The following is a 21,967-nucleotide window of genomic DNA, read 5'->3' as shown; positions in this document are numbered from 1 at the left end:
ACAGGTCGAGTGTGTCTCTATTTTATTATATCCTTTAACGGGACAGCCTGGAAAGTCATGTGGGCTACACTACTCTCATACAGTATGCCGACTGTCTCCTTATCAATCATAGTCAGACAAGAATATCCCCATCCTTCACCTTCATCGAGCATCACCTGATGTTCGGGCAACCATGTGACACCGCCATCCAGACTTGCTTTGATGGTGATATGATGGCGGCCTTTCACCGTATTCGGGTTGGAGAATAAAAGAATATCCTTGTTTAGTGCATTGTCTTTGGCTTTTACGCTAATCAGGCTTGCCATACAAACCGGTTCCTGCAATGCTTTGCGCGAAGAAGGGTGTTCTGTCCACGTCTTGCCCAAATCCTTGGTGGTAGCAACAGCACGGCTGCCGCCACGGTTATCCCTCATGTTCAGCATCAATACGCCCGGCTCTACTTCCGCCACTTGTGCTTCAGTCGTATTGGTACGTGCGTAGTTATGTATTTTCCATGTTTCGCCACGGTCTTTGCTATACATGATTCCCGCATTCGGAACACGGGTAGAGTCGATAAACTGAATCGGGAATACCAGTGTGCCGTCCTGCATTGTGATACCACGTCCCGGCCCTTGCAGAAGAAAATACCAGGAAGGGTCTTTCACCTGTTCTGTGATATTGATAGGCTTTGACCACGTTTTACCGTCGTCCGTACTCTTTGACAGCACCAACTGGGCCGTATGATTCATATCCATTCCCGGATAAGAGCTCCACCAGGCACGCTGATTACCCATCCCATGTGTCCAGGCTGCTACCACCCATGCCGTATTGGTCTTGGTATCCACCAGAATAGAAGGGTCACCGACACCGTTCTGAGCAGCGGGCAAATCGCCGGTCTCACCGAAAGCCAGAGGCAAACGCATCTTCTCCCATGTTTTACCACCGTCTACGCTGCGGCTCAGACCAACATCTACATGCTCCTGCAAATCGACACTACTATTGTAACGTACATCATATACTCCCAATAAAGTTCCCTTGTTGGTAGTTGCCAGTCCCGGAATACGGAAAGCAGCCGAGCCGTCGTCACCGGCATGACGCACGCCCACTCCTACCCTATGAACTATATTTTCCGGTGAAACCGTATGCATAAGGGCGGCTTTACCATCTACTTTCACAGTAGCAATCTTAGCCGAAACCTTATCCAGCAAAGAAGCATCCGGCTTCATCTGCAAACTAATCCAGAAATAGTTGATTCCGGGGAAAAGCTTCTGATTGGCTTTCAAGGTAACTTTCTGTTTCGGATTGTCCACTTGCGACTTATTAATCGAATAAGAAGGATTGGCCGCCAATGTCTTTCCCGGCGTATAACTGGAAACATAGGACACAGGAGCAAAAAGATTCTTGCCATAGTTCTGACGGGCTTCCGTACCACTATAATATAACTTGACGGATTTTATGTCTGACAAATTCACATCTTTGCCGAAATTTAAAACCACTTCATCCAAAGCACGACTCTCTTTTGCGTTCAAACGCAACATAAACAACACATTGTCTTGTCGTTCAATCAAAACAGGAATCTGAGTTTCACGCACAAATACAGTATCCGATGCAACTGACTGCAAAATCGCACAAACAGAAAAGGCGATTGATAAGAATAGATTCTTTTTCATGGTATTATTTAAATGTTTCATGCTGCAAATATATAAAATTACAACGAATCACCTCTACATTTAATAAAATAATTTATTATAAAATGCATAATTAATAAACCACCTATTACAAAAACGAGAACGCACATGCTAAACCACACATACGTTCTCTTGTTTTTATTCGGTTATCAGCCTGAAGTATTATTATTCTTCACCTTCTCCACCGGTGAGATAACCTTCAGTCTGAACCAGCTCTCTATTATTGGTCAGCGTATTAGCATCAATCGGCCATAGCAACCGCTTTTGATTTGCTGTAGAATATTTTGCCGTACAACCCAAAGTACGTATATCATACCAACGTTTTCCTTCATACATCAACTCGCGCAAACGTTCTTTCAGAACTGTTTCAATAGGGTCATCATCACCTGCTACAAACGGATTGCCGGAATAAAATTCACCGCCTTTTTCATTCGGATAGGCCACCGTTGCCTTATTCGCTTCGAAATAAGTCTCACCGTACGCACGTTTACGAACAGTATTGATTTCAGTAGTGATATCTTCACCTAGCAAAGCTTTGGCTTCTGCCAAAAGCAGCAAGCAGTCTGCATACCGATAAATAGGATAATCGTCTAACCATGCACGCTCTGAGCCGCCAGGCAACATCGTACCCTGGAATTTATAAGGGAAACAAGCCCTATATACCAAGTCTTCCCCCTCTTTCACATAAACAGCCTTCACCGAACCGGCTTTACGAGTATCGCCTTCACGGAATACCTTATCATAAAAATCTTTTTTAATCTGAAGTCTTATCAAACCATTCAGTTCAGCATCTTTCGTTTCGGCAAAAGAAACTCCGTTCTCATCAAAATAATTGCCGGAAGTCATGTAAGCCTGCTGAGGAACAAGATTATTTCTAAAACTAGTCCCGCCCCACATATTATACTCATCACGTCCATTATGAATGGTGAAGATTATTTCTTTATTTTTCTTGTTCGCATAGGCGAAAACATTGGTAAAGTTGTCTTCCAAACCAATACCCGGACAATTGTTCACTTCCTGCAAAGCCCCTTTAGCAGTACGGTAGTCGGCATCACCACCCCCCATCTGCTTGCCACTCCACAAGTATACTTCACCTTTCAACATTTTTGTAGCTCCCAACGACCAGTAATGTTTTCCGTATTTGTAGGAATAGTCACCATTAAATGCCGTCTCAGACGCAGTAATGTCTTCTTTGATACGGGCCATCACTTCCGTTGCCGGCGAAGCAGCCTTCTGTATATTTGCCAAATCAATGGTCGAACCACTGGTGTAAGTCAAATGCAGAATGACATCCCCCCATGAGCGGAGCAAGTGAAAGTAAAGAAAAGCACGCATCCCATAAGCCTCTCCCAAATAATATTTCTTGGTAGCTTCGGGCAGCAATCCGGTTTCTTCCGTTTTGGCAATCATCAGATTTATCTGATTGATAACTCCGTACAAATTAGCAAAATTACTGAGCCCTACGTTCTCCCTGTTCAGCGAATTGGCAGGGAAGATTTCCATACCTTGAGTCGCCTCACCACCGAACGGCGCATCACCATAAATATCAGCACGAGGTTCACCTAATATAAAGAAATTGTACGACCGCTCTCTGAGTTGTGCATGCAAACCAACGTTGAAAGCACTGAAATGCGTGTCACTCTTCCAATAGTTGGCATCGGTTATCGTACTTTCCGACTCCAGATCCAAAGAGTTACATCCTGTCAGGAAAGGCAGCAAAGCTGCACTTGCCCATAAATATTTGAATATATTTTTCATAATTCTATTCCTTTTTAAGTCCTGTCAAATTAGAATGTTAGAGATAAACCGAACAAGAGCGTTCTCGGAGTAGGATAACGTCCATTGTCAATACCACGACCGTATGTAGTCGATACGGCTGGTTCAGGAGATACACCACCATATCCGGTGATATAGAACAAGTTCTGTCCGGTGACATACACAGATGCATCTGTCATATGTACCTTGCTGATAAGCGATTTCGGCAACTGATAGCTCAATGTGACTTCGCGCAAAGCCAGATAATCACCCTTTTCATAATAACGGGAACTGTTGTTGTCGGCTGCGGTAGAAGCATTGTTCGAACGGGTAATATTCTTTTTCGCCAACTGGTCGGCATAGTAGAACTTCGTAAGGTCTGAGTTCGGATTTGCTTCGCTCCACATATCTTTCACATCCGTAATGATGTTGAATTGCCCCTGATATTGTCCCAACGAACGAGCTTTCAAGTCATTGTATAAGGTGTGTCCCAAAGCATAGTCGAAACGGGCATAGAGTGACAGACCTTTATATCCGAATGTAGTAGAGAAACCACCCGTAACATTCGGGAAGATGTTACCCATCACAGAACGGTCGTAACCGTTAATAATATTATCACCGTTGATGTCTTCCCAACAAGCGTCACCCGGCTCGATAGGCTGCCATCCCGAAGATTCCTTATAAGTCTTTCCGGTAGCGGGGTTGATCTGATCAGCCAGTCCGGGACCATACAAGTTGGCAACTTCATCCACACGTAAATTTGCATGTTGCTTTACGTCATCCCAGTCTTTGAAAACATGCTGCTGTCTATATCCAACCAGTTCTCCCAGTTTACCGCCTTCCTGACGACCGGCAATCCATTTGGTCGGGAACTTGCCATTGGCATCTACTTTACCAGCCGCTACTTCATAACCGCCTACGCGGTTGTTCTCAACATTGTTATAAGGTAATGCAATTATCTTGTTGGCAACAGAAGTAATATTCGCAGTCATATCCCATGTGAAACCACCCTTGTTGATGATGTTTGCTTTCACTTCCGCTTCGAAACCGGAGTTGCGCAACGTACCCATATTCGTTACAATATCCGAGAATCCGGTATATCCGGGCAATGCTTGTTTGGTCAGCAAATCCTTTGTCCGACGGCTGTAGAAGTCGAGAATAAAAGAAAGTCTGTTCTGCAGGAATCCGATATCCAATCCCACCTCAAAGGTCTGACTCTGTTCCCAGCGCAGGTTGGTATTGAGCAATTTCTTATTATAAAGAGCTGTCGCCCCACCATAAGTTTTAGCATCCACCTGTGCGTATTCTCCATAGACTTCATAATTTCCGATACCATTTACATTACCATTCACACCATAACTGATACGCGGTTTCAAATTGGAAACGATATCTGACACTTTGGATTCTTTCCAGAAATCTTCTTCCATAATATTCCATCCTACAGATACCCCCGGGAAGAATCCCCAACGATTGTCCTTCAAACGAGAAATTCCGTCATAACGAGCCGTGAAAGACAACAAATATTTCATGTTGTAGTTATAATTGACACGACCGAAACCAGAAAGAATGCGATAAGCCGTTTTTTCCGTACGAGTGAAAGTCCTTTCAGAACCAACATTCAAGGTCGGGATATCGTCCGTAGGAGAACCTTGCGTCTTAGCTTCAAAATCAAATTGATTGTAAGTATAATACTCTCCGCCAATCATTGCATCCAAATTATGCTTTTCGGCAAATGTTTTGGTATATGTCAATGAAGCATTCAGCTGAATCTGATTGTATTTTTGAATCCAAGCTTCCGCATTGCGAGTTGTATTGGGCGTAGAAGCTGTCTGTGTTTGATATGCCTTGTCAAACTTCTCTCTCTGATACTGATAGTTCAATAAAGAAGCGTTTCCATTCAAGACCAATTCTTTTGGAAGAATATCCAACGTAAAGCCGATATTGTATGTAGCACGTGCCGTACTGTTCTTTTGGGTCAGCAAATCACGATAGTAAGCCGGGTTACCATCCCCAGTACCACCCCCTGACGCAGGAGAACCGTCCTCCATCCAAGGATTCCATGTAGGACGCTGCGAACGGGTACGATAAAAGAATTCATAAGTACCGATCCATAATTCCGGCCGGGTAGACCATACATAAGAGACACCCGCTTTTATATTTAATATCGGAAAAATCTTATACGATCCGTTGAACGATCCACTGAAACGCTTGAACCCCGTTCCTTTAATCATACCATCTTCATTATAGTAACCCAAGCTGCTCGCAAAGGTGCTTTTATCGTTACCACCTGTAATATTGAGGTAATGGTCTTGCGTAATGGCACTGCTGCTGAATACCTCATCATCCAACTGCCCGTTATAATCTCTAAATAAAATTTGCTTTCCGTCATAGTATGGGTCGTTCATTACAGACCATCCTTCATTCTGAAGATGAGCTGTTTCATCCGTCAGATACCGAATATCGTACAATGCATTCCCTACGCCATATCCGGCTTGTGCATCTACATTGTATGTGCCCATACGTCCATCCCTTGCCTGGTTGGTACGAAGCATACCCAAACGGTTATAATAGATATAATCTTCCGCATTTACAAATTCATATCCCTTACGAGTGAAGTTTTTGCCTATCTTGAACTTATAATTGACTGAAGTCTTTCCTTCCTTTCCACTTTTCGTTTCAATCAAGATAACGCCACCATTCGCGCGAGCTCCGTAAATAGCCGTAGAAGCCGCATCTTTCAAAATTTGGATAGATTCAATATCAGAAGGATTAACATCCGACATACTATTACGTACTATACCGTCCACAACAACCAAAGCGTTACTGTTGTCACCAGTGATAGTCGCTCCACCACGCAATGTAATATCCGGATTCGTACCCGGTTGACCGGTAGTGTTTACCACCCGAAGACCTGTTACCGATCCTTGCAAAGACTGTCCTGCATTACTGAACGCTGCATTTTTTAAAACAGAGTTGTCCAGTTTTGAGATTGCAGTCGTCAACGTCGCACGTTTCTGAGAACCACCATAACCTGTAACCACCACTTCATCCAAAACTTCCGTGTCATCGTGTAAGATGACATTCAACATCTGTCCGGCAAACTTAATTTCCTGCGTTTTATAACCGACAAAAGATATTTGGATAATATCTCCGTCTTTCACATTGCCTAAGGTAAATTTACCATCAAGATCCGTAATGGTACCATTCGTGGTACCCTTCACAATCACGGATGCACCAATAACAGTCTCACCCGCCTGATCAGTAACCACACCTGTAGCAGTTTTAGTCTGCGCCATAGCCCCTATCAAGCCAAATAAGCACAACATCAACAAAAAGATGTTTCTTTTCATAAGTATTACTTTTAGTTAATAAAAAAGGTTTGTTCACACTTCTCACCTAAGTTCGATTAGAACTTATCTTCTGGAAATACTTATGGTTTCTTCGTACAAATTCGACTATTATAATTGCAATATGAAAAAATAACTTCAAAAGAAATACCTATTATCTACTTGATGTATGAATATTTGTTTAGCGTATTAGCAAGGTAATTTATTAAATAAAACGATGTTTAATAGCATATATAAATAAAATAATTTATTAATTCATTTGCTGTTATTAATAATGTTTGTATATTTGCAACGTTTTAAGAAATAGATGCTGAATGTTAACAATAAAATTGTCAATGAAACAGAAGTAATTCTAATATATAAATCATCTAAGTTCTAATCGAACTTAGGCATTTATCAGAAACCGCCATCCATTAAAACTTATCAAGAAAGCCATTTATACATTAGAAAAACTATGCCTATTAGATTCTTAGAAAGACAAAGCTAATGGGTTCGATTACTCGTATAATGACAACAGCATAAACAGAACCGCATCATTAATATGAGCCAGTAGAAATAAACACCATCAAATCTCATATATTACCAACGTTTAGCTACTTAATAATCTATTAGGAACGGTCGTCTTTTTATAGCCCACATATGCAGGCTGAACAGCACACATATGTAAACCATACAGCCCACGTATGCAGGCTCTACAGCACACAACCGTGGGCTATAAACTTAGCGCCACTCAAATCGGGTCGTTAAGCCATTATAATCCGCTTTATATGGATTCATTTCAACAAAAACAAGCCATTTTATGCTTTTTCTCCTTCCATTAGACTGTTTCATTAATGATAGATACCCTGTTTTTACTGGAGAAATAATGATAGATACCTTTTGATAAAGGTATCTATCATATGTATTGTTTTAATAATGAGAACAATATAAAAATGAATGATAGTATGATAGATATTTTATTACCCTAGTGATAGATATCACAATCTATTCAAGATGTTTTTTCAACCAAGGAAGTATCAACTCCGACTTAAAATAATGATTGGCCCCGTCCACATTCACCAGTTTATAAAACTCATTCCTATCGAGCCCTTCCGGCAGTGCCTTTATATCTGTCCGACTATGCGGATCAGTGTATTTTGGATAATGATGTATCTCGACATTCTCCAAACGTCCGGTCATCTTATAAGCGGCACGTACTAAATCCAAATCGCGATCCAGTCCGCCTTCCGTTAATATAACAGGACGGGGAGCCAAAGAGGCTACAATATCCGGAAAATTAAATTTACGCCAGAAGTCCGGTATCAAATGGCGGATAGAATTTGGAAAAGGTCGTATACCCGCCTTGTCCGGAGCAGTCATAACCAATGCCCGTTCTTGTGTATGACACAGAAAATCGTTATAAACAAAAGCGTAGATGGATGTATCCAGTGTCCCTAATACCATCAAAGGTTCTGTCCCCAAAGAAAAACCGCTTACAATAATCCGGTCTTTACGGATATAGGACTGCGTTTTCATCCATTGAAGAACTTGCATATCAAGAAATGAAGTATATCCGAGATAGCTCCACCCCAATTCCAACAAGATGCGTGACACTAAATCGTAGTTATAATTCCTTCCGCGGGCATAACGTTCCAAATCAGAAGCTTCACCGGCTGCCGGATTGTCTACGGCTACCGCCACATAACCCGCTTTCGCAAAGTTGCGTGCCATCGTTACTTTAGGATTCAGATAATCATCATTCAGCTTCGGAGCAACTCCCGGCTCTCCCGCCAATCCTTCCTTACTGCCACCTGAACCGGGGATACATAGAATGGCGGGAACCGGTTGCCGCAGAGAATCCGGTATCAGTACTAAAAAGGTAGAGACACACTCGGGCAAAGGATAAAATTCCCATTTCTCCAGTTTGTAACCGTCACGCTGTTTGCTGTACAGCCGTTTAGGCGACGGCATATCTTTCACTTCGGGAAATTTCATGATTTCCTGCATTGACTTCCGCACTTTATGCTGCCATTCACAGAATTCTTCGGCAGTCATATCCGGCTGAAACGCACATTCCGGTTTGATGCCCGAAAGCATTGCATGGACAACTCCGTAAGTACTTAAAAATCGTCCGTCGGAGCGGTCTGTCTGAATTATATTATGCCCGCTTCCTGTCACGTCAGGGGTTTGGGCAGAGAGACTGTTGGCATGAACCAATAGTAATAACAAAACAGCTATTGTATTCTTTTTCATTGTAATGCCTGTATTATAAAAGGTTATTTTATCGTTCCTTATATTGAAAAAGAATCCTTGGCATGATTCTTCAAAAAACATGCCAAGGATTTATGGAAATGAAAAGCGAGTGACTAGTTGACGGTATTGTCTCTCATGCAACGAACACCAAAACCAAATGTACGCTTATTTCCTTTAGGTGTATTACAATTCGTAGCATCGTAATAGAACTGTGCCCCGAAGTCTTTTTTGGTTGCGGCATTACTCCATAAGCTGACACATCCATTACCTGCAGGGGCTACCCGCTGCAATGCTCCGTTATTGATAAAACCGGTACTAGGATAAATAGCCGTTCCGCCATTTGCAAAAGTAACGCCACCCTGTTTCGTTATATCACCTGAAGCACTGGTAATCACAGCACCTGTTTTATGATTGCCGCCGCTGACTGTCGATGTAAATCCACTCCACACATAAGGATGAGGGACACGATAACCCGGAGGACATGGGTCATAGATTGACTTCGAACCGGTAGAGCCGTCTCCTCCGCCACTATCATACATTGTTGAATTTCCCCATAAATCATAGGCGTCTTCATTCAACCAATTATCTCCCTTAATATATTTCATCGGATATTTGGCTATATCTTCTCTTGAAATCAATGTTGTAACTGTAAAGTCCCAACTTACAACCTCATTATCCTTATCATAAACTGTGGCGTGTGCATTTGCCGCATCATCACTCGGGCCGATAATCGGATCTTTACGTCCCCATTGATAGAACAAACCATGCGAACCTTTAGGATCAGTAGCTGCCGACCACAGTTTGTCATCCGTTGCACCCAAGTTACGATCCATCATCACAGGTGACTGGAAAGCGGGGTATGCGCTGTAATCTGCATGCACAGTATATGTTTGCACTTTAGTGTCCAAATCCACATCTGTAACCCAAATATGCCAACTCCATACAATCGTTCCTGCGTCATCATAAGCGGCAATAACCGCATTACCTGCTTTCAACGCCGTTTCTTCCGAACCGTTCAAGGTAAAATAGATATAATCATTTTTCAGTTTCACACCGGATATCAGGCTTCTTTCGCTTTGCCAAAGAATTGAAGCCGATACAGGAGCTAGCGGCGAAGGAGTGATGCCTTTCTTTGTTTCGTCCCCTTCTACTGCCGGAGTAATTGCTCCATTACCCATAACGGTAGCCTTAAAGCGATATTCCTGCCCTGCCTTTCCTGCCACATAGCAGTTTGCCGTTTCCGTTGCACTCAAATCAATGGATAAGTCTTCCAGAAGTTCGGCAGTCAGATTGTCCAGTTCCAGATTCAATGTGTTAATGCCGCCTGCAAATATATTGACAGAAACGATCCTGCCTGTCAGACTAAGGTCGTCCTCCCCTGCTTTTTCAATCGCTACTTTTACGTTACATTGTTTCGCTGACAAATCCATAGGATTCATAGACATATATCCGTGAAAAATTTCGTTCGCAACGAGTGCCGGAGCATTGTCTACTCTCAACTCTATTCTTGAAGAACCGTCGGCGATGGCAAACTGACCAGTAGTAAGGTCAAATTTATAATCACCCGCCAAAGCAATGCCATCCTCCGTAGAGAACTCAATAGACTTCACTTTCCAACCGACATACTTGGCCGATGTCTTGCAACTGATGTCTAAATATCCCAAAGCATGTCTAAAGGTCATCGGAACAGCAGTTTCCACTTCGGCAGACTTAGCCGTCGCATACATCAAGGCAGTGTTCGTCAGATGAGCGTTTGATGTGCCCGACTGTAATTGTGAGTTGCTCAAAACTCCGGCAACCGCTTTCGCTGACGTATTATCCTTATTATAAGGAGTGTAAGCATAGAAAGTGTGCTCTCCCATTTCTTTGCCCCACACTACCTGTGTGTAAAACATTCCCTCAACCTGTCCCACATAAGGAGCTGCAACTCCCACGGCAAGATTGATTGTTTTTGTCTGCTCGCAAAAGAAACCAATTTTACTATCTGCCGCCCAAACCGTCTTGTTATCACCCAACTGTGACTGGCAACTGAGGAAGATCTGATTTCCTCCCGCCGGACGCGTAAAATCTGTCTGGGCATAGTCATCGTCACTGCATGCAGTGGCAAGAAACGCTGCACAAAGTCCTAAGACCGGAAATATATATTGTTTTTTCATCTTTGTATGATTTAATTTTTAATGAATGATATGAATCCGACAGGCAGATTAGTAACCCGGTGTCTGCTGTACCAACGGGTCTTTCGACATTACCGAAGCGTCGACAGGCCACAACAAGTGCTTCTCAATCAGGTCGCCCGATACACTGGTCTGGAGAGCCTTGGCCAATTCTCCACCCTTCATGCGGCGAATATCATACCAACGTTTACCTTCGCCGACAAACTCCTTGGAGCGTTCTTCCAGAATTGCATCTTCCGCCGTTTCGCCTTCACGGGGATATTTATTGGCAGCATAAGCGGAACCGTATGCACGCTCACGGACACTATTGATGTAAGCGGCAGGATCACCTCCCTGCAATGCCACGATTTCAGCCAGCAACAACTGCAAATCCGCATAGCGGTAGACAGGCCAGTCGTTCGTAAACTTGCGTATATCATTGTCCAGTTCACCTTTATACTTATTCAAAAGTATGGCTGCCGCTCCTCCGTCTATCTTATATACATCAAAGAAAGTGGCGCTACGACGGATATCGTTTTCACTGAACGTATCAAAAAATTCTTTCGCATACTGATAGTTGGATGCCGTACCATTCAGTTTCAATGGGTTCACATTGTCACCTTTGTACTCTACACCGTCCGCATTTTCAAAACCGACCAAATTGGTATTGGTAGGATACATGAACTTGCTGAAGAAATTTTCTTTCTCATTCAGCATATAGCGGATAACGAATATCATTTCTTTGTTATCTTTCTTCGTTACATCAAAAACGTCCTCAAAACTGTTCTTAGAAGCAAAGCCGTACTTGCCACAATCAATGATATCCTGCAATGCCTGTTTGGCTGCCGCAAGATCGGACGATATGTTTTTTGAATAGACGCTTGCACCGCCAATGGGTTTCACCTTACACCCCCACAAAAGGATTTCGGCTTTCAGCATCTTTGTGGCCGCTTTGCTCCAATAAGAACTCTTGTCTGTGGAAGGGATGGTAAATGCGTCACCTGCAAAATAATCGTCTGATGCCTTGATGTCTCTTACAAGGAAATCATAGACTTCTTCTTCCGTAGCCCGCGGCTGATTCAAGTCGGAAGGGGTAAAACTTCCGTCCATCACACGTGCGGTTTCAATCAGGGGAACTCCGCCATAGGTACGGAACAGGTGGAAGTAATAAAAACTTCTTAATCCGTGCAGCACTCCCAGATAATAGTTCTTTTCTGTTTCATTCAGGGCAGAACTGCCGGGAACGGACTGGATGGCATGATTTATCTGCATGATGTCCATATAGAAATTACCCCAGTTACCTATTACATAATTAGCCACAGTGAGATTGTTTGTCACAGCCGGAACGTCACTGATAGTCTGATTGAACAAAGAAGAGTTGGAGCCGAAAAAAGTCCCGCCTCTCAGTTCACCCATCTTGAACAACACTTCCTGACGCTCGCGGACACGATAATGTAAACCACGCACAAAACGTTCCGCTTGATCTTTGGTACTCCAATAATTACTGATACCGTAGGAGTCTACCGGACTCAAGTCCAAATAATCGCAAGACTGCATGGCTCCTATCAACAACACTAATAATGTATATTTTATTTTTTTCATAATGCTATCTTTCTTTATGATTTTAGAACACAACCTTTAATCCCATCAGAACTGTCTTCGGCAAAGCATATCCACCCTTGTTGCTACTGGTGGTTCCATACTCGGGAGTGTAGAGACGATTGTCCGTTATGTAGAATAAATTCTGTCCGGTAAGCGTCACCGTCACTTTATCCATGAGGGCTTTCTTAGTCCACTGCGAAGGTAAATCGTAGCTCAAGGAAATCTCACGGGCACACAGGTATGAAGCATCTTCCCAAAACAATGAAGTGCTACGGGTATAGTTCTTTTTAAAGTTAGTGTCGTTAGTCATCAATACCGGAAGTTCCGCACCCGGATTATCTTCTGTCCATGTCTTTTTAGCCAAATCCGGGACATTAAAGTGACCGGAAGTGATACCCATGAAATATTGATAACCGCTATTCCACTTCTTGTATCCCAACGCATAGTCGAATCGGGCAAACAAGGTCAGCCCTTTCCACGTAACGGACGTATTGAAACCACCCATCCATTTTGGAATTTCATTACCAAGCTTCACCTGATCGTACGTGTCGATAGTTCCATCACCATTCACATCGTACCAGACAGCATCACCTGGAGCTAACTGCTGCGCATTTTTCTGCTGCTCAACTGTCAATTGCGCATAAGCTGCCGGACCATATACCGGTTTAGAGGGAATCTTATCTACGTAATAAGCATAGTTTGCCAAATCGGCTTCGTCACGCACAACGCCCATCATTTTGAATCCGTAGATATCGCCGTAAGACTGTCCTTCCTGCATTCCACCTTTCCATACGGTTTCATTACTACCTTTGCCTTTATAAACTTCCGTTCCGCCCTGACGGTTGTTCTCGTTACCATTATCAGGTAATTGCAGGATTTTGGATTTCACAAAAGTAATGTTGGCACCTATATTCCACTTAAAGTCCTTACGGTCAAAAATACGGTAATTGACTTCAAGCTCCATACCCTGGCTACGCACAGCGCCGTTGTTTGTCATCATTGAGCCTACGCCGGATGAAGAAGCCAAAGGTACATTGGCAATCAAATCGGTAGTTTTCTTGTTGAAGTAACCTACTGTCAGGTCTACTTTATTAAACAGTCCTAATTCTATGGCAGTATCAAAAGAGGTGGTTTTCTCCCAACGCAGTCCGGGATATGCAATATCGTCAATCAACAGGCCGTAGATGCCGTTGTAGTTACCGGCTGTTCCATAACTGCCTTGTAGTTCGTACAGTCCGATGCCATTCACGTTACCATTCTGCCCGTATCCCATACGTACTTTCATGTTGGAAAATATATCCAGATATTTCTCCATGAATTCCTCACGATATACGTTCCATGCGGCACTGACACCAGGGAAAAATCCCCAGCGGTTGTCCACCAGTTTGGAGTAGCCGTCGTAACGTCCGGAGAAAGAGAAAAGATACTTGCTCTTATAGTCGTAGGTAGCATTCAGGAAACCGGACATGATGCGCTCCTGTGTGTGAGTGGTAGACATGTTACGGGTGGATTTTCCGTTTGCGTCCAACGGGGCAGTGAACTGCAATCCGATAAAGTCATCGGAAGTAGCTCCCTGACCTGATGCCGAGAGTCCGTAGTTGTATTTGTCTATCATTTCAAAACCACCGACTGCACTGACACTGTGTTCACCGAATGATGCATTGTAATTAAGAATGGCGTTGTAAGTCTGATCCAGTTTACGTGCATAAGTAGCAGAAGCCTTGCGGTTAGAATTCAACTTACCGGGAGCGGTAGGCAACTCTTTATCAAAAGATTCTGTTTCCTTCATCCAAAGATACCACATACCGCTCAGTTTCAGGCTCAGTCCTTTCATCAAATCCACTTGGAAAGAAGTTCCCAATGTGGTCTTGTAAGCCGTATTTCTGCGATAGTAGTAGTTCTTCATTTCATTCCAATTGGCATTTTGGGTATTGTTGAGTAGTGTGATAACCGTTCCGTCCAGATTAGCTCCTTTGAAAGTAGGCGGAGCAGCAGCTACCACGCTCCAGAAATTAGCGTCGCTCATGTAGTTGGGATTAGTTTCCGAACGTGAGAAATTCACGAAACCGGAAGCTTTCAGCCAGCTCTTGATCTTATATTCACCGTTCAGGTTGAAAGACAAACGTTGGTATCCCGACTCCAATGGAAAACCTGTTTCATCATAATACCCGATACTTGAGTAGTATTTGCCTTTATCGTTTCCGCCGGAGAAAGAGACATTATAATCCTGCGTCCAAGCATCCTGCGTATTCAACTTCATAAAATCAGTTTCCTTGAACAATAGATAATTGTCTGACGCTGGATCTTTCATCGATTGCCAACCATAATCCAAAAGATATTTGTTCTTATCCGTCAGAATAGAGGTACTATAGATACCGTTGCTGCTTTTATTTCCGTCGGCAGTGATATCATTTCCTGTACCCCATCCGTTCACAAGATTCATGTCATCTCCACTACGTTTTGCCGCCATACGTTCCCAATACAGATAATCGCGGGCATTCATAAAATCGTAGTTGTCGCGGGCAAAACCTTTACCGATATTTACGTTCAATGTTACGGTTGTTTTCCCCACATGACCGCTTTTTGTGGTCACCAGAACTACGCCGTTATTGGCACGTGCACCATAAAGCGCTGTCGCAGCAGCATCTTTCAAGACTTCGATAGATTCAATATCGTTACTGTTGATGTCGTTCATATCGTCTTTCTGCACACCATCAATAATATACAACGGACTACCACTACCATTCAAGGAAGCTCCCGCACGCACTTGAATGGAAGGCCCTGCTCCCGGCTGACCGGAAGTCTGTGTAACACGTACACCAGTAACCGTACCCGCCAAAGCTGTCAGCGGATTAGAACGTACACCTTTCTCCAGAACTTCGGAAGAGACTTTGGAAATAGCCGCTGTCAGCTTATCTTTAGTAACGGTTTTGCCATAACCTGTGACTATGACTTCCTGCAAACCTATAGCATCATCTTTCATCACTACCATAATATTCTTACGTCCATCCACATGAATATTCTGCTGAACATAACCTATGTATGAAAAAGCAAGAACTGATTTACTCTTTGTCAATGTTAACGTATATTTTCCATCCAAATCAGTAATGGCACCATTTGATGTGCCTACTTCCAATACCGAGACACCAATCAAAGGCTCTCCTGTAACATCTTTCACAACACCACTTACCGTCTGCCCGACTTGTGCATACATGCTACCAATGGAGCAAAGCATGGCCACTACCACGAATATTACTTCCCGGCAGTACTTTAAATGTATTTTTCTCATATTAAAAGAGGTTATTTAGTAGATAATATAAATAATTCCAATCTCATCCATCCGGCCGGACGAGTCGATAGTTTTTGGAATCCCGGTTCATTACCGAGTTCGGCAACAATAGCCATATCACCATCAGGCAGAAGTGCCATACATGTGTATCCTGCCGCTTTGTCATAAAGCACCATATGGTCTGCCGGCTCGAATGTATGCGAATGGCCACCAAAGAATTTGGCCTTAGCCAAGTATAGTATACCACGGTCATCATGAGCACCCGTTTCGGTAATCCCTTTCGGTCCACAATAATACAACCAGTCATCCTTTACGATAACACTTCCTGCACAACCATTAGCAGGAGTGGGTAATGCTGTCGGATCATAGTCTGAGAAAGAAGGCCACTTGGCTCCACCATCTGTACTTACATAATTCTGGCGATATCCTTTATAACGGATATTTCCAATCAAAGCACCGTCAGGAGCTTCCGTAACTGTCCATTCACCGGACTTGTTAGGCTGTCCGGTTTCCCATGTCACTCCGTTGTCATCCGACCACATGGCCGTATTTCCACCGTTTGAAACAGTACCGGCATCTTCATTTACCTTGAATGTGCGTATGGGAACAATCAACCGATTCTTATATTGCTCACTTGACGTCATTTGCACTCCGGAGCCGGGACCGAAGCTACCAATCATTCTTGTCGCACCGCTAAAAATACCAATTTCCACCTCGTCTGTGAGATCTTTTCTTGTCCAATTTAATCCGTCATCTTCCGAAGTGTACATGATAGCTCTATTATTATAGCCTTGTTTGGCAGACTCCTTGCCTACAGCATCCCACAGAGAAGTAAACAAAAAGATTTTCCCCGTAACTTGGTCGACTACAACAGTCGGGTCCATATATGACAACTTTGATGAAGTAGCTTGACTGGTTAAATTCTTTTCAGTCCATGTTGCCCCTTTATCGGTACTACGCTTCATCAGAATATCCGTCCGGCCAGCTTTGTCTTGCCAAGTTCCATAACGAGCTTCACAAAATACGAGTATACTACCTTTCTTCGTAACCGCAATGGCAGGGACACGATACGAAATGTCATTACTTGCTTTTGAATTGAATACGGTTATTGTTGGAGAAGTTATCTCCCATATCGGTTCTGAATCAGGATCAGGGTTAGGCTCAGGATTAGGGTTCACGACTTCATCCGGATAGGGCACCGGACTAAAGTCATTAACGTTATCATCCGAGCAGGCAATAATAGTAAGCAAACTCAGAATATAACAAAACGTATTAAATATATTTTTCATAAATAAAAAAATTAAAGATTAATAACAGGCACTAAAATTAAATCCAACTTCATCCAATCAGCCGGACGCTTAAGAGGTTTCGTATCAGGTAATGATTTACGAGTAAACGACCGAGTATCTGCCGTTTCAAAGATTATAGCCATTCGTCCGTCCGGTAAGAAAGACATACAGCTATATCCGGAAGCTTTATCATATAGCAGTAGCCCATTATCCCATTTCCTTCCACCATCCTCACTTTTATATAAAGTAAGTTTTGCACGTTCATCATATTCGGATGTCTCCGGTATTCCTTGTATCCCCGAGAAATAAAGCGTTTTGCCCTTTCCCAATACACTTGCCTGACATCCTTTAGATACACCAGGCAAAGCAGGTTCCTTTACAGCCTTACTCCATGTATCTCCCCCATCTACACTGAATGACACCATTCGTGCTTTGGGAACACGGGCATTATAAACCAAGACTCCGGCAGGTGACTCTGCAATCTGAAATTCATCATCATTATCACCATTGCCACCCATCTTCCATGTTTTACCATGATTATCGGAATAAATAGCTACATCATGGGCTTTCTCACCAGTGACTTCAGATACACGAGCCGGTAAAATCAGTCTTCCTCTATATTTTTCACCCACCATTTGCAGACCGGCTCCCGGCCCAAAACCATAAATACGACATCCTTTCGGCATTAACGTATCAGTCACGTCAACAGGAGCAGCCCATGTACAACCATTGTCATCTGAAGTCAGCAAGACTGCCCGATTTTTGGCACCTGTGTGATCATCTGCCGGCCAAAAAGTGGTAAAAAGGAAAATTCTGCCGGTAACTGAATCTAAAAGAGGAGTCGGATCCATATAAGCACCGGTGGTTCCCTGAGTCAAATCTTGCATAACTGACCATGTCCGCCCATTATCCGTACTACGTTTCACTACTATATCTGTACGGCTTTTATCCTTCCAACTTTCTCTACGTGCTTCACAAAACACAAGTAAAGAGCCGTCTTTCGCTGTCAATAATGATGGAATACGATAACTATTCACATTATCATCTCCTGCTGAAAACACGGTATATTTAGGAAACTCCGGGAAAATATTTTTTGCACCGGACTGCGCTTCTCCTTTCATACAAGAAAAGAAAAGCATAAGTCCCGCAAATAATATGTTCTTCATAATACACATAGTAATAGTTCTAGATTTTATCAGAAAAGTTACATATTACTTCACAAAAGCTCCCTGCAAAGCATATAACTACGAATCATCATGCGAGGTATATGGAAAGGACCTTTAAAGAGATTTCCCTTAGCTGGTTGTGCCACAGTACCATCACGGTGAAGATAACCATACCATTCTCCATATTCCTTATCAGGAAAATGAGCATATGTCCAGTCACTGATTTGTTTATGCATCTGAATATATTTCTCATCCCCTGTGGCCTGATAGGCATATAAAGTGGCAATAATAGCCTCTGTTTGCGGCCACCAGAATTTCATATCCTGAGAATAGTCCTGAGCCGGGAGATTACGGCAATCACGGAAATTGATTATACCGCCGAACTCTTTATCCCATCCCCATTCCCAAGACCAGTCGAGAATCTGAAGAGCCAATTGCAGTAAATCCTTATCCCAATTGCGATATTTAGCTTCTTCCATAATGAACCACGCGGTTTCAATACAGTGGCCCGGATTTATGACACGTCCGTTACATGTATCGATAAATTCACCATCAGGTCCTACCATTTCAAGTAAAGCCTTAAACTCCGGATGGATAAAATACTTACGCAAGGCGGAGATCGAAGCATCTATCTGCTCTGTCAACACCGGATCGTCAATAACCATCCGGATACGGGAAGCTGTATTAATCAGGATCATCGTTATAGAATGCCCTCTTGAAGACATAGCCGGCAAATATTTAGGTTCAAGCATTCCCGGAGTATCCAGGAAATGCTGTGTACGCTTGAAGATTTCCAATGCTTTCTCAGCATATTCCTTTTCACCGGTTGCCAATGAATATTCAGCCATTGCTATTGCCGCAAAACCTTCTGAAAACACATAACGGCGCTTACGCAACGGGACTCCATCTTCTGTGACTTCAAAGAACATATGTCCATCCGTATCAAAGCAATGCGCTTCGATGAAATCGATACAACTCTTGGATGCCGCCAACCATTGGGGATTTTTCTCTATATTATTATATGCATATGCAGCTATAAACCCGAAACGTCCCTGAAACCAGACAGATTTCGTTGTATCCATCAAACTACCATCCCGATTAACGCATGTATACACCCCACCATGTTCTTTATCCAGCCCGTACTTCATCCAGAACGGCATAATATTATTTATTATATCGTCTTTATAGGATATGGCCCACTTATTCAAATAATCTGCTGTATTCATGCTATGCGTTTTTAAAGTTTATTGCATCGGTCAAAAAAATGAATTGCCTCAAGTTCCGTTTTCATTTGAGCTTCTTCCTCATCTGTCATATTCTGGAAAGGAGTACGGTTCTTGCCTAAATCAAGTCCTATCAATTTCATTATGCGTTTTCCGCCAACAATATTCCCACGGAAATGGCAGATCACATTTATTACTTCCTGTGAGAAGTTCTGACGTTCACGGGCTGTTTCGATATCACCAGCCTCCCATGCTTTGATGATGCCAACCAGTTCTTTACCATTATAATTGGTTGTTCCGCCGATACCGCCCTGAGCACCACCCATAGCCAGACAAGGAAGAATTGTTTCATCCTGTCCATGCAACATATCATATTTTCCGTTTTTATATAAACGGCATTGGTTGTATTCATACATGCTCTCAAAAGTATATTTAATACCTGCAAAGTTAGGAACACGTCCGTCTACCGCTTCCAGTAATTTAACCATTGGCAGAAAAGCACCGTTGAATGCCGGAATATGATAATAATAGAAGGGAAGTTCGGGCGCACCGGATGCTATCTCTTCAATATACTTTACCAATTCTTCAATACGGCCAATCTTCGGAAAAGGAGGAGCCATAGCACCAATTCCCCATGCGCCTATTTTTTGTGCATGTTCAGCCAACATACGGCTGGCCTTTACACAGCAACTACCGACGTGCACGATAACTTTAAAGCCTTCGGGAGCGACAGCAACCCAACGCTCTGCCAATAACATACGTTCTTCTTCTGTCAACATATAACCTTCACCGGAAGAACCATTGATAAATACTCCTTGGAGTCCGTTCTTTACCAACATCTTGGCATATGCTTCAATAGGTTCCAAATTCACTTCACCATTCTCGTAAAAAGGAGTAAACGGTGCATCGATAAGTCCTTTAATTCGTTCCATCATTTTATTTTTTATAAAGTTATTATATTCTTAATCTACCATATTATCTGTCTTCGGTCTTAAGAAATAGATTTGAAGTACCAATGCTACAGCTACCACGATACTCAGCATTGCAAATCCCTGTCCTAAACTTCCTCCGTCTGTCCACTTTCCAAGAACTTCTGTCACGGCAGCTCCCGCAAACACACCGGTCATATTCATAATTCCATAAGCCGTCGCACGATGTTTTGCTGATACAAACTGGCATAGAATAGGCATATTATTTGCATCAAAGATTCCAAAACCAATACCAAAGAGCAATCCCGCTCCAATCACACTAACAAAACTATGTCCAAACCCAAGCAGGAGCAGAGCCGGTATAGTCATACCCAAACCGATGGCTCCGGTATAAACACGCCCGCGAATATTTTTTTGCACCCAACGGTCAGATAAGATTCCCCCTAAAATAACACCGATAAAAGAAGACACGGCAATTGTTATAGTAGATATCGGTCCCGCTTCGGACATAGGAATATTCAAGCTATCCGCAAACAAAGTCGGAAGCCAATTCTTTGTTGCCCACCCCGGAAGACTGGGAGCCGCAAAATAGAAAAGAATAATCCAAAATGCCCAATTAGTAAACAGCAAGGAAAGTCCACTTATAATGGAAGGTTTCTTCTCTTCAGGAGCATTATCTATTTTTTTGATAGATATATTATGAATAGGATTTTCTTTCAAAAACAATATAAGTACCAAAGAATAAGCAATACCTACAATGCCAAACCAATGAAAAGTAGCCTGCCAGGAAAAAGCGGCAGCAGCCGTAGCCCCAAAACCACCGATAGCCTGCCCGACATACAACCCTGTCATATGAACTCCTACAGCTAAAGAGCGGGATTTTCCCTCATGCCAGTCAGCAATCAACGATAAAGCCGAAGGAATATACAACGCTTCACTGACTCCCATGACAGCACGCAACCAGTAAAGCTCGTGAAAGTTATGAGCATACCCCATTAAAAAAGTAACCGCTGACCAAACAAAAAGACTACCGACCACCAACCATTTACGATTTACCCTATCGGCGATAATTCCCGCAACAGGACTCATAAAACCATATATCCATAAAAATATAGCCATTAAAGCTCCAAAAGCTTCAGCTTTATTCAACTCTACGATATCTACTTTCATAGCTTCCTGCATCGTAGAAAGCATCTGACGATCCATATAATTAAGTAACGCTACTATCCATAGCAGACCGACAACCACCCATGGGTAAATACTTTTGTTTTTCATATAAAGTAATTTTTTATGTTTCACTCGTATTAAATCATTG

At 42.8% G+C, this 21,967-nt stretch carries 12 protein-coding genes; all 12 read right to left on the bottom strand.

The window, feature by feature from the left end:
* Nucleotides 1-17: 17 nt before the first annotated feature.
* Complete coding sequence (locus BQ7997_RS24390; RefSeq protein WP_083589348.1) at nucleotides 18-1,649, bottom strand: sialidase family protein; 1,632 nt, start codon at nucleotides 1,647-1,649, stop codon at nucleotides 18-20.
* Nucleotides 1,650-1,832: 183 nt separating this feature from the next.
* Entirely contained in the window at nucleotides 1,833-3,425 is a 1,593-nt protein-coding gene (nanU, locus tag BQ7997_RS24385) for a SusD family outer membrane lipoprotein NanU (protein ID WP_073348371.1), read from the bottom strand.
* Nucleotides 3,426-3,454: 29 nt separating this feature from the next.
* Nucleotides 3,455-6,772: a SusC/RagA family TonB-linked outer membrane protein gene (locus BQ7997_RS24380; protein WP_022139729.1), complete on the bottom strand. Its 3,318-nt coding sequence runs from the start codon at nucleotides 6,770-6,772 to the stop codon at nucleotides 3,455-3,457.
* A gap of 981 nt (nucleotides 6,773-7,753) precedes the next feature.
* Complete coding sequence (locus BQ7997_RS24375; protein WP_073348547.1) at nucleotides 7,754-9,001, bottom strand: alpha/beta hydrolase family protein; 1,248 nt, start codon at nucleotides 8,999-9,001, stop codon at nucleotides 7,754-7,756.
* A 113-nt stretch (nucleotides 9,002-9,114) separates the two neighbouring features.
* A complete protein-coding gene (locus BQ7997_RS24370; protein ID WP_073348370.1) occupies nucleotides 9,115-11,157 on the bottom strand; it encodes a fimbrillin family protein in 2,043 nt (680 codons plus the stop codon).
* A 48-nt stretch (nucleotides 11,158-11,205) separates the two neighbouring features.
* The gene (locus BQ7997_RS24365; protein WP_073348369.1) at nucleotides 11,206-12,756 is read right to left on the bottom strand and encodes a RagB/SusD family nutrient uptake outer membrane protein; all 1,551 of its coding nucleotides are present in this window, start codon (nucleotides 12,754-12,756) and stop codon (nucleotides 11,206-11,208) included.
* 22 nt (nucleotides 12,757-12,778) lie between these two features.
* A complete protein-coding gene (locus tag BQ7997_RS24360; RefSeq protein ID WP_073348368.1) occupies nucleotides 12,779-16,045 on the bottom strand; it encodes a SusC/RagA family TonB-linked outer membrane protein in 3,267 nt (1,088 codons plus the stop codon).
* Between the two features lie 11 nt (nucleotides 16,046-16,056).
* On the bottom strand, nucleotides 16,057-17,334 hold the full coding sequence (locus BQ7997_RS24355) for a sialidase family protein (protein WP_073348367.1): 1,278 nt from the start codon (nucleotides 17,332-17,334) through the stop codon (nucleotides 16,057-16,059).
* 11 nt (nucleotides 17,335-17,345) lie between these two features.
* Nucleotides 17,346-18,500, bottom strand: a complete 1,155-nt coding sequence (locus BQ7997_RS24350; protein WP_235817350.1) for a sialidase family protein — start codon at nucleotides 18,498-18,500, stop codon at nucleotides 17,346-17,348.
* 50 nt (nucleotides 18,501-18,550) lie between these two features.
* Nucleotides 18,551-19,726, bottom strand: coding sequence for an AGE family epimerase/isomerase (locus BQ7997_RS24345; RefSeq protein ID WP_073348365.1), 1,176 nt, complete (start codon nucleotides 19,724-19,726; stop codon nucleotides 18,551-18,553).
* A gap of 11 nt (nucleotides 19,727-19,737) precedes the next feature.
* Nucleotides 19,738-20,655: a dihydrodipicolinate synthase family protein gene (locus tag BQ7997_RS24340; protein ID WP_044654222.1), complete on the bottom strand. Its 918-nt coding sequence runs from the start codon at nucleotides 20,653-20,655 to the stop codon at nucleotides 19,738-19,740.
* Between the two features lie 30 nt (nucleotides 20,656-20,685).
* On the bottom strand, nucleotides 20,686-21,927 hold the full coding sequence (locus BQ7997_RS24335) for an MFS transporter (protein WP_022139738.1): 1,242 nt from the start codon (nucleotides 21,925-21,927) through the stop codon (nucleotides 20,686-20,688).
* Between the last annotated feature and the right edge of the window lie 40 nt (nucleotides 21,928-21,967).

This window comes from Bacteroides congonensis (assembly GCF_900130125.1).
Lineage (GTDB): Bacteria > Bacteroidota > Bacteroidia > Bacteroidales > Bacteroidaceae > Bacteroides > Bacteroides congonensis.
The sequence above is the reverse complement of the archived record's forward strand: the minus strand, read 5'-3'. Positions and strand labels throughout refer to the sequence as shown.